This window comes from Bacillus sp. NH11B (assembly GCF_001884205.1).
In the GTDB taxonomy this organism is placed as follows: Bacteria; Bacillota; Bacilli; order Bacillales; family Bacillaceae_G; genus Bacillus_A; species Bacillus_A proteolyticus.
On sequence record NZ_MAOG01000128.1, the window covers coordinates 1 to 11,020 of the forward strand.

The 11,020-nt window shown below is 35.3% G+C and carries 8 protein-coding genes and 1 pseudogene; 1 reads left to right on the forward strand and 8 read right to left on the reverse strand.

Annotated elements, in window-relative coordinates; genetic code table 11:
* Positions 1-416: 416 nt before the first annotated feature.
* From BAU27_RS23450 to BAU27_RS23475, 6 genes are all read right to left on the reverse strand, one after another.
* On the reverse strand, positions 417-2,300 hold the full coding sequence (locus BAU27_RS23450; protein ID WP_071772120.1) for a TnsD family Tn7-like transposition protein: 1,884 nt from the start codon (positions 2,298-2,300) through the stop codon (positions 417-419).
* Entirely contained in the window at positions 2,269-3,978 is a 1,710-nt protein-coding gene (locus BAU27_RS23455) for an ATP-binding protein (protein ID WP_071772121.1), read from the reverse strand. The genes BAU27_RS23450 and BAU27_RS23455 overlap by 32 nt, the downstream gene beginning before the upstream one ends.
* Complete coding sequence (locus BAU27_RS23460) at positions 3,956-6,130, reverse strand: Mu transposase C-terminal domain-containing protein (protein WP_071772122.1); 2,175 nt, start codon at positions 6,128-6,130, stop codon at positions 3,956-3,958. Before BAU27_RS23460 ends, BAU27_RS23455 begins: the two co-directional genes overlap by 23 nt.
* A 15-nt stretch (positions 6,131-6,145) precedes the next feature.
* Complete coding sequence (locus BAU27_RS23465; RefSeq protein ID WP_071772123.1) at positions 6,146-6,955, reverse strand: heteromeric transposase endonuclease subunit TnsA; 810 nt, start codon at positions 6,953-6,955, stop codon at positions 6,146-6,148.
* 440 nt (positions 6,956-7,395) lie between these two features.
* On the reverse strand, positions 7,396-7,860 hold the full coding sequence (locus BAU27_RS23470) for a hypothetical protein (protein ID WP_071772124.1): 465 nt from the start codon (positions 7,858-7,860) through the stop codon (positions 7,396-7,398).
* Between the two features lie 164 nt (positions 7,861-8,024).
* On the reverse strand, positions 8,025-8,699 hold the full coding sequence (locus BAU27_RS23475) for a hypothetical protein (protein ID WP_071772125.1): 675 nt from the start codon (positions 8,697-8,699) through the stop codon (positions 8,025-8,027).
* A 173-nt stretch (positions 8,700-8,872) separates the two neighbouring features.
* On the opposite strand from BAU27_RS23475, the gene BAU27_RS23480 reads away from it, so the two are divergent.
* Positions 8,873-9,247, forward strand: coding sequence for a hypothetical protein (locus tag BAU27_RS23480; RefSeq protein ID WP_071772126.1), 375 nt, complete (start codon positions 8,873-8,875; stop codon positions 9,245-9,247).
* A gap of 182 nt (positions 9,248-9,429) precedes the next feature.
* Here BAU27_RS23480 and BAU27_RS33005 read toward each other — a convergent pair.
* Together BAU27_RS33005 and BAU27_RS23490 are read right to left on the reverse strand one after the other, a co-directional pair.
* Positions 9,430-9,504, reverse strand: a pseudogene (locus tag BAU27_RS33005) (zinc-ribbon domain-containing protein); the annotation flags it as partial.
* A gap of 271 nt (positions 9,505-9,775) precedes the next feature.
* The gene (locus BAU27_RS23490; RefSeq protein WP_071772127.1) at positions 9,776-10,702 is read right to left on the reverse strand and encodes an AbiH family protein; all 927 of its coding nucleotides are present in this window, start codon (positions 10,700-10,702) and stop codon (positions 9,776-9,778) included.
* Between the last annotated feature and the right edge of the window lie 318 nt (positions 10,703-11,020).

The following is an 11,020-nucleotide window of genomic DNA, read 5'->3' on the forward strand; positions in this document are numbered from 1 at the left end:
TCTACTCTAGATCTTAATCTTGATTCTACTCTAGATCTTAATCTTGATTCTACTCTAGATCTTAATCTTGATCTAATTCCCTCTCTATATTGACCTGTTAATCATTATTTGTTATTCTCCAAAAAATTTATTTAAATTATATTATTAATCTTAATCTTATTATATGTTCTGATTTACCAAATAGCAAAAGCACACTTAATTTTTTATCACTTTTTTCATTTTATGCTAAGTATGACGAGAAGGAACCATTCCATGGCACTTATTTCTTCAATCTTTTTATTGAACTCAGGGAACGATCGCTTCATCAATGCCTCTCTAGATCTTTGAAAAACTAAATATTTATTTCCCTCAAATTTCCCTTTATAACAGATTTTTGTGATTTAAAAGGAATACAGCGCCTTCTTTTAATCTTTTCACTATTGTTTAACAGTATCATACTCTGTTGCCTTTAACGAAATTAACCGTTTCACCTCATTTGATACGTCTGGTCTAAGCCCTGCCTTTCTAAATATTTTCCACTCAAGGACTGGTTCTTCCTCCCTTTTCAATTTCTCAACTATAAATTCAACCCGCCTTTTTTGAAAGGACACTGTGTCCTCTGATACTTTATGGATGTATTTCATGGTTTTTGGTAGCTTATCAGCTTTTTTCTGTAATAACGATAGTTCACTTATTTTCTTTCCAATGGAAGTTATCGTAATTTTTGTTAGTTTCTCAGCATCCATATCCCAATTTCGAATCACTTTCTTTACTTTTTTTAATACTTCTATATCACGTTTCTTCCAATCAACTCGTTGAATGGGGGTATGGACTCTCTTCTTTACAGGAGAAAATTGATTAATCCAATCACGATCTTTCCGATACAGATGGGCATATACATCAGGGGATAATTTCCTTAATTCTGTTTTACTTTTTTCAGGGTATTCTTCCTGAAGTTGAAGCCATTTATTTTTTCTTTCATTTAATTGTGTCTCACAATCTCCCAAAGATTCATTTGCATTTTTCTTTTGAACCTTCGGTAATTCCCATGGTACTTTCAACTCCAGTTCGGCAGCATATTTTTTTATGGTTGCTCGGTCTGCTTGCATTTCTTTCGCTATATTAGTTAGGGAATTCCCTTCGTTCACCAACTGGATCAGCTTTCCCTTCCAAACATGCCCGTAATCTTTTATAGTACCAATACGATATTTATCATCTTTGTTTTGGTCAGGGCCTCTCCTGGAAAAGACAAAACCACAGCAGCAGCGGAATGTCCCGACAGGTTTTCTGGTGTCACAACAAATAGTTATCGTCAAATCCTCTACAACAAGCTTTTTATAATTCGGACAAGCCTCATTAAGGCATAACCAAGGTCCCATACCAAACGGAAGATATTCTTTTTCTTCAAACAAGTGATTTAAATCTGTTTCCAAAAACATCATCACCAATAAATGCCGAATTGGATGAAAGGACTTGCGGTGTTTTTGAAAGATCATCGTTAGCCAATCCGATTCTTCGAAAAATACTGGTGACTGCAAAAGTTCCAAACTGCGGTCGGAGAATTTTGCACCAAAACTTTGGTATAGCTTATCCCGCTTGACCATCCCGTTCAAACTTGCATATCCCTTTTGTTTCAGGAGTTCCAGATATTTTAACCGTATGGTATTATCTTTTGCTTGAAGGTGGGTGTTATTTAAAAGGGATTCAGTTGCTTTTGCAACCTTTACCAAGAGCTGAAACTCTTCATTACCTAATTCACCTAGCTCCACCTTTGTTCTTTCCGCATAAGGGGGCGCAACAATAAATTCATGCTGATTTTGAGCTTTTACAGAAACATTTGTTTCTTCTAATACGGTTTCATGCTTCGTACAAACAAAAACACCAGGGGCTTGGTGGCCTCGTCGCCAATACGTTTCTCCATAAGTGCCTATATCCTCTTTGATACAATCACTGCATACCCAAAGTTTTGTTTTTAACTTCACATTACTTGCCGAAATACCAATTCGGGTATGAATCGTACTTCCTTTACTATCCAGCATGGACTTCTTCACTTGTTTCGCCTGTTTCGGAAGCAAAAAGGCGGCATAATAGGGATACATCGTATGATTATAAATCAATTGATCGGCATCCCAATATGAACCAAGTTGGTTCAGTAAACTGTTTAAATTAGCGGGCAAGTCCCAGACAGACCGAAACGTCCGTTTTCCGAACAGTTCTTCGGTCGTCATTTTGGGACTCGTATTTCCAGACCATACATGATACCTTGCTAATACACTATATAACAGTTCATCAGGATAAGGCGTGGGAAACCAGTGTAGCATCTTCCTCATCCTCCCAGAACTCATCTAATGGTTGTTTAATGATACCTTTATCCCCAAAATACTCATGGACCGATTGCTTCTTCTTCCTTGCCTCCTGTAACAGGCGATCCAAATAATTTTCGCTTGATGAAATAGCTTTCTTTTTCTTGGCTTTTCTTTCTACCTTCTTTTCATCCTTATCAATAAGAAGTTTTACCGCTTCTTTTAGTGCCGTTGATTTCTCAAGATCTTCCCCTATTTTGTTAAACACTTTTTTCACGACACTTTGGACCTCTTTTGGATCAAAATCCATAGCTAAAAGTTGCAGTGTCACTTCTTCTAAAAGAGACTGTTCCTTTTTATGACGCTTTTGCCTTTGTAACTTCTTTTGAATTCGAATCTTCTCCTGCATATCAATGGAGGCTTTATACTTTTCGATTTCCTCATCCATATCAATGGGACGAATATCTTCGTATTTGGCAATCTCACTTGGAATGCCTGATTTCAATGCTTCCAACATTGGTCGAACAAGCCGTAAGCTGTCACTTGCCACTTGCTTGATGGTTTGCTTCGTTATTTTTTCTTCTCCCGATGCAATCGCTCGTATTTGTGAAAGCATGAAGAGCTTTACGGCAATATCTAAAATCCCTTGGCTTTCTTCATAGAGAAAATCACTAAATTCACTTGTTAGTTCCGTAAAATTTGCAGTCCACTGATACTCCCACATTCCTTCCACAAATAAATCCCAAGATTCATCTTTTGGCATCTGTGACCAGATCATATCGCCTTGTCCACTTCCTCTTCTTGCTTGTCGAAACTCACTTTGCAAAATGGAAATGGCTTTATTCGTCCCGACCATCAAAACAGGAATACCGATGGTGTTAACAAGTGTTACGAAGAAGTTCAACATTTTATCGGAACCACCACTTTTGCTAAGGCTAAGATGCTGAACTTCATCGATGATAAGAAGTCCGATTCCATGGCGGCTTGCAAGGTGTGCCATTCGCTGCATCATTAAATCGGTGGTATTTTTTTGTGCCCCAAATTTATTTAAATAATTGGAACCGAGTAAGCGATCCAATTCTGAAAAAAAGCTCATACATAAACCTTTTAGTGAACCATCAAACGGACAATCTAGTTTCAGCCAACAAATCTGCATAAACTGAAATGGTCTTCCTTGGTATTCTTGATGCTTGATGATTTGCGGGTAAAAGGACAAGACCCTCTCAATTGCGGTCGATTTCCCGATACCCGATAAACCAATAATGGTGAACCCAGTTGCTGTCCGTTTGACTTCTGTTTGGTAATTTTTTATAAACTTTCCTTCTTTAATGGCCTTGTAACTTTCGTGCGCCCTCATCACCTCTTCTTTATTCATGGGGTTTCGGTGCAAATACCCTTGTCGAATAGCCCTTGAAATCCGCTGTTCCAAGTCCAGATGTTTCTCAAAAGGTTGAAAGTATTGAAATAATCTCTGGAGAGAATGGAAGCGATAACTTGGATTTAATACCCGTTCTTTTTCATCAAACGGGGGCAAAACCGATATTTGTTCAATCACTTCATCCTCCGTAAGAATGGGAGGAAGGGCTTCAATTAAAGGATTGGATTCATAGTCTTGTATAACTTGCTCACTGTAAATGGCTTCAACGATTCCTTCACCATGAATTATCTGTGGTTCACTTGTCGCTAACCCTTGCACGCTTCAAATTCTCCTTTTGTTTTTGACGTAATAATTCAATTGTAGAAACCCTCTTTTTAGGAGCCGTTTCTTCAACACTTTCTTTTTTTTCTATCGATTGAGTACACTGTTGGGCATCAGCAAGTAAAAAGGCTTCTTCTTTTCGTCTTGCTTCTTTTTCCATCGAGTGATTCCCGCGAATTCCTTTGACTTTTTGATTGTTACTCATCTCTACTTTTCCTTTATCCAAAGACTTTTTCGCTTTTTGAACAATGTGTTCAATATCACTTGCTAGGTCCGCACTTTGTTGGAGTTCTTCGTGCGCAAAAGATTGCTCTTTTAACAACTCGTAAGAAAAGTAATATTCGACTTCTTCGATGGTTTTTCCACTATACTTATTTTGATGATCGAGTAAAGTCGCCACCTCATAGCTTCTACCGTCTTGGCTCGGCAAGTAGATGTGTGACATGTTCCTTGGATCATAGCAAATGGGAATTTGCCAACTCTTTTCTCTTGCCTCTCCAAACCAATTTTCTTTTAAAGCCGTTTCGCTGCTGAAACGCATCTTTTTGAACTCGATTCCTTTATACGTTACCCTTGCATTTGTAGTCGGAAGGAGGTGCAGTTTTACAATATCCTCCGAATAAGAGCGAAGTTTGCCTGAACGATTTTTAATCCCCCAGTTCCACAATTCACGGGGAATAAGGGCTACTTCATCTTCAATCATCATTTCATCCTGGTTGTAATTTTTTAACCAGTGATGGTTGTTGTGATGAAGCACACATTTAATGATGACACTTGTAAATTCCTCTAGTGTTAACGTGGCATCCAGTCGATAATCCCTGTCACCTCTTACCCTAACATCCGTATCCACGGTTCCAGGCAAAAATGGCTTCACTTTTGTATTAATAATCCGAAAGTGTTGCTCGACAATCCCTTTCCAATCAGCCCGGTATGGCGGTGTATTTTCCACTTTCATATGAAAAGCATTGATAAGTCGTTCCACGTTGTACCCTTCTAATTCCCCTCGGTCAGCTAAAAGGGTTTGGGGAAGGTAATGACAATCCCATTCTCCTTTCGTTATATCAATACCGTATTGCTTACAATACGAAACTTTATCGCTTGCAGTATTGGCAAGTGCCATCATCGCTCCAAACCATGACGGACCTTCAAGACCTACATAAAGCCCGACAACCATTCGGCTGAAAACATCAATGACGACATAAATGACGGGACGACCGATGATCCAGTTTCGATTAAAAGAACTAACGAGATAAACATCAGCAACAGTCGCATCAATTTGATACTTAGTTCCAGGTCCATATAAATCACCTACGGATGTTCCCAGTACCGCCCGATGGTTTAATTCATATTTTCGGTTTCCTTTTCTTTTCCGAAGTTTCTCTTCTACTTTATAGGTCTTTTCATACCAAAATTTAAATTGCCTTAAAGTTGGGAGTTTATCTTGTTCAAGGAGGATAGGCTTTTTCACGCCATTTTCATACCGATAACCTGCTACAAAAAAGGTTTCCATCATTAATTTATAGGTCGTGACAAGCGGATTTTTTTTAGCAGTATGATAAAATCTCTGCACACTTACCCCAAAGATTCGTTTAATTTCATCGGTGATGATGATTCCTTCACCAATGATATTTTCAAACTTCCGTTTTCTCCCGTTCCTTTTATCTTTGTAGGTTTTTTCTTTTCCTTTACCACCGGACTCCCTATAATCTGGAAGCAAGGCGTTTTTGACTTTCCCTCTTTGCCAATACTGAACTAAATATTTATAAAACAATCGTTTGTTTTTCCCTGTTTTAGCAATAGCCTCTTTGATGAGGCGACCTCTTTTATCGCCTTCGTATATATCTGGCTCTTGTTCAACCATGTCTTTAATGCATTCCCAACGTTTATCCCGCAATTGCTTACTTTTCTCTGAAAGTTGTTCCTCGTCTTGATAGATAAAACCGTAAGGATCACTTTTAAGCAACGATAATAATTGTTCTGTATACAATTGCTGTAAATCGGAGATTTTCCGCTTGATTGGTAGTGTACTTTCCTTTTTCACATCAATGGTGTAGCAAATGACATTTCCTTCATCAATCCAAATAATTCTTTCCAACTGTTTTTTTCCATCCGCTTCTTCGATACTAATAATGTCATTGATTATAAACATTACATTCCTTCTTTCTTATATAGAATCAAGATTAAATACATCCCCTATCCAAAGGTGGGTATATATTTTTCTTGTTATGTCAACAGGGACTTTCTTTCTAGCAATTAAATGCTTAAGGATTTCAAGTCCCATTCCATTTTCAATCTGAAAGGTTCGATCAAATTCTGTCACCATTTCGATAATGGAAGTGTTATATTTTTTGATAAATAATTTCAATTGCTGGGCGTAGGTGTTAAGTATGGCGTCAGACAAATCCTCAATTTCAAAATATGAATAATGGAGCCACTCCACATTTTCAACCATATCCTTTGGAATCTCCTTTTCGGTAATAATCCCCCAATCAATTCCGCGAATTTCCCAATAGGAACGTTCAATTTCAAATTTTTCTATAATCCGCTCATTTTCCAATTCTTTAGATGGTTTTATAGTTCGAGCGACATGTTTTTTACCTGTTGAGTCCTTTATGGTTATAAGAAAATCAGTCGTCATCACAATAGGAATTTGCGATTTCGGATCGGTTGGATGTTTGATACCTTTTTCATTTGCAATGTACAAGGTATCTTCACGGGTCAGTGGAAACTGCTCTCTTATATCTACAACAGATTCACTCCACTCCAAAACATAAAAATAATCTCGCTCTAATTTGGATAAGAATTGGTGTATCCGATTAGTTTTCCATCCTTTTCCTCTAGTTACTAAACCATTTGAAGGAAAATCCTGAATGTTAATCCAAGGCTTGTAATTCTCCCCGTTTCCCTGACCACGACCTTCTCTTTCCATTCTAGTAATTCTCTCTTCCGTTAAACCAGCTTGCCTTTTTGCCATTTACTTCTCCCCCTTTAAGCCACTGCTCATTTTAAGACATTGTCCTAAAGAAACATAAAATCCACACAACACATTGTAAAGATCCAACATCCGAATTAACGTACTTTATATATTACATTTTAGTAAAAATAATATCAATTATTGTTTTTTATAAAATACAAAATAAAAAAAGAAAGAATAACTTTTAATGTTATTAAAAGTTATTCTTTCTTTTTTTATAAACTCATGTAATTTTTAATCTTGATATTTCACTTGTTATTTTTTATTAATACATCAATAACTTTTAGTTATTCTCTTCCCATCTATATAGAAAGCATAACATTTTGTAAACTTTCTACTTTTTGTGGGTATGTATATCCTTCTAAAACATTATTAAAAAGAAGTTATATTTTTTATTTCTCATTAGATCCTTATCAAAATGAGCTTTCTAATAAAACTGTTCATGTTCTAATTCTTAAAAAGTTATTAAAGGCATGTAGATTTTCACGAAATTGTTCCTTATTTTCTCCCTTACAGTGTTCTATGGAGTTATAAAATAATTTCTTTATTTCTATTAATACTTGCTCATCATCTAACTCTTTTACAATTTGTGGAGGTAACCCCCAATCATCCATTATAATTATCATTAGCTCTTTCCATACCTTAGGCATTTTTATTGCTGGACTTTGTAATGCATTTATAGCTCCGTCTTTAAAAAGATCATCGAACGTTAATAAGTAACATTCAAAATAATCTATTTTGGGGTTTCCACCGCTAACAAACTCATCTACACGTTGCTTAAGTACAGACGGTTTGACGTTTTTGCTATACTTTTTTTTTAAAATTAGTCTCAGTTTGCTTAAGTATTTCTCATACTCAATATCGTTTAAACTTCGAATGGCATCACGAACATTATTTACATACATCCTTTTTCTCACCTTTCTCTATCTAAGGAACTTCCGATTATTTTTATTTTATGCCAAAAACAAACCAATTTCTATAATAAGAAATTGGCTTATTTTTAACATAAAATCACTTTAAAATATACATAAACCTATTACATATTAAATTAATTTTTTACGTAACATAGCTACTTACACATTAATAATGTTAATTTTTTATTAAGTTCATTCGTTTTTTGCACAATATAAATTTTATCTTCAACAATAAGATTTACTAAGTCAAACATAATTAAGGTAACCTCATCTATCTCCATTACCTCTTTATCATTAAAACAAGAGCCGAAATGACTTTCCTCTCCCAAAACCTTTAATGATTTTAATATATGGCTTATACTAGTATCTAAGTTTATTGACTTCTTATCAGAATTACAAATGGTTAATTTCCCCTCACCCATGTATTGAAAAAGCTCTTTAAACGCTAATCTTAATAAAATATTAGCTGCTTTATGTGAAGTGAAAAATACATTTCTTGCTTCATCATACACTTGTTTAATATGATCAGGCATGCTTCCATGTGGTCGTGGAATAGCACTAGGGTTTCTATACAGCGGATGTTTATTAATCCAAATTATATAATTCTTACACCAATAACAAATACTTATGTCAAAGCTCCAATTTATAAATTCAGAATCGTCACCCCTATCAGGTGTAATATCAGCGATTCGCTCCAAAGAACGTGTTTCCTGTAATATAGGGGCTCCAATGAACTCGTGTTTTATTACAAACCATGATTGTTCGACAACTTCTTTACAACGTGGGCAAAAAAATTCTCTATTTAAATGTTGATTATTAGTGAATTGCATTTATGAAAGCTCCCTTGTATCTTTAGATAATAAATTCAAACAACGACTTTTTATTATATGGGCTTCCTAATTTAAAATCAAATTACAGGCATATAAACTTTTATTCACAAAAAATCATCAGCGTATTAATATGATATACAAGATTAATAGTGTTTATTGGAAGGGGCAATCTTATGAAAGATATTAATAAAATTGTAGGACAGAACATACAAACCTTTCTAGAATCCAGGAACTTGAATAACCTCTGGGTAATGGAGAGAGCCGAAATTGACAAAAATGCTTTTTATGATATGTTGAACGGAAATGGTAACATAGGTGAGCATATTACCAAGATTCATAAACTTTTTGGTATAAATGATCCTATGTATTTCTACAAAACTGATTGTAATTATGCGAAACCTAAGAATCTATTAAATCACAAAGAAAATCTTTTAAATTATGTAGCATCATCAAATCCAGGAGAAATCACTCCTGGATTAAAAGAAGGATTGAAAGTATTCGTTGATTTTGTTGAGTTAATTGATGTTTTAAAGGCGACTACACAATAGTGAAAACTGTTCACTGTATTTAGCAAAAATAACTACAACAAGCAGATCAAATTAGAAGAGATATTAATAAAAAAGACATCAGTTTTCCAACTGATGTCCCCCCCTTATTCTATACAATCGGTTCCCGACTTTTTTGTTCAGTTCCATACCTTTTTGGCATCTAACAATCCTTTTGATACCTTTCAATTTGCACAATACGGGCAGCCTATACCCATATTTCTACTACCTATTACAGCTTCCCATTCGTGACCGCATTCTCCTAACCACCATCAAGTTTTTGTTCTGGTCAAAATTCCACCCAACTAATAAATATTCTTTGTTATTTTCAATGCACCAATCATAGAAACTCTTCTTCATCAACTACAACCCTTTTCACAAACGATATGTACTTCCTAATTATATATATGAATTTAGTAAAAAAGGGAGTAGATATGTTTTTGTTTTAAAATAAAGGATAGAACAAGTAGAAAGATACTAGCTGTTCTATCCTTTATATGAGTAATTTCATAGTTGTAATTCCTCAAACTATCATTTTATATCATAGGTATTAAAAATCCCTTTAAAACCACATTTTCTGATTTTCCCTTTAAACTCTTCTCTTTTTTCTTTAGAATCATAGTCGTTCAAGTACCAAGTAATACTTTCGGAATGGACTCTTTTAAGTATTTCTTTTATGTAAGGCAAATCGACTGTTGAAAAGGAAAAACCATGGGAATAGATTTTATCAATATTACATAATCCATCGAAAAACGACTTTGAACAGAAAATATTGTTTTCAACATCTTTTTTTAGACTCATATGTATTTTTGCTAAAGCATCCTCAGAACCGAAATAACTACTTGTAAACTCCTCATATGGCTCTCCGTGGCCAAATAAAATTTCTTCCCCTTGTTCACCATGGATATGAAATACATCTTCTGCATAGTAAATATCCTCTAGTACTCTAGTATAATTGAAGGTCAAAAATGTATCCTTTTCCTCGTCAATCAGTTTCTTGAATTTCATGTTGAGCTTAGCATCCTTCAAGCAGATAGATTCAATCCACTCTGGAAAAAGCTCCTTTATTTTAATAGTGACCTGATAAAAGTGTCCTGATGCATCTTCATTTCGATAAACCTGTTTCCAAATATCATCGTCATCTTCGTCATCATCAAGAAAGTCTGACATCTCCGCCAAATAATCTTCGAAATCCAACTTTCCCAGGCTACTCTCAATATCTTTCCAATCACCATATCCTTCGGCAGCAGAAATAACATCCAGAAGGAATGCAGCCACCTCTTCTTCATCGTATTCCTCTCCACCATCCGGTAAGGACGTGCTTGAAATCATAAAGGATGGTGACATACCTCCTGCCTTTGGATACTTTTGAAGCAAGTATTTACGAAAATCCTCATAACTTGTGGGTAATTTATGAGCTAAATCAAATCCATTCCCGATAATAAATAAGCTACTCAAATGAAACCACCTCATCTCGAATCTTTCTATAATATAAATCCACGTAAAAAAGCATTCCAATGTGTAACAATCAGAGTCCCGAGTTTTTCCATTTAATCAAACGAAGCCTCATATAAGCTATATACCCATATCGAACTTACCTTCCTGTTTGTTCAATAAGAAAAACCAAAGTGTAGATAATTCTGATGTCTCTTTTTTATAAGCATCTTACTTCCACCTTAAAAGTTCTAATACTATATAAATAATAAGAGCGGGCCAGCAGTTTTTCAACTGCTGGCCCGCTCTTTTTATATACAGTCGGTTCCCGACTTTTTTGTC

Excerpts from the sequence above, each read along its gene's own strand:
- BAU27_RS23450 (WP_071772120.1), bottom strand. The coding sequence starts at position 2,300 with ATGCTACACTGGTTTCCCACGCCTTATCCTGATGAACTGTTATATAGT.
- BAU27_RS23460 (WP_071772122.1), bottom strand. The coding sequence starts at position 6,130 with ATGTTTATAATCAATGACATTATTAGTATCGAAGAAGCGGATGGAAAA.
- BAU27_RS23465 (WP_071772123.1), bottom strand. The coding sequence starts at position 6,955 with ATGGCAAAAAGGCAAGCTGGTTTAACGGAAGAGAGAATTACTAGAATG.
- BAU27_RS23470 (WP_071772124.1), bottom strand. The coding sequence starts at position 7,860 with ATGTATGTAAATAATGTTCGTGATGCCATTCGAAGTTTAAACGATATT.
- BAU27_RS23475 (WP_071772125.1), bottom strand. The coding sequence starts at position 8,699 with ATGCAATTCACTAATAATCAACATTTAAATAGAGAATTTTTTTGCCCA.
- BAU27_RS23480 (WP_071772126.1), top strand. The coding sequence starts at position 8,873 with ATGAAAGATATTAATAAAATTGTAGGACAGAACATACAAACCTTTCTA.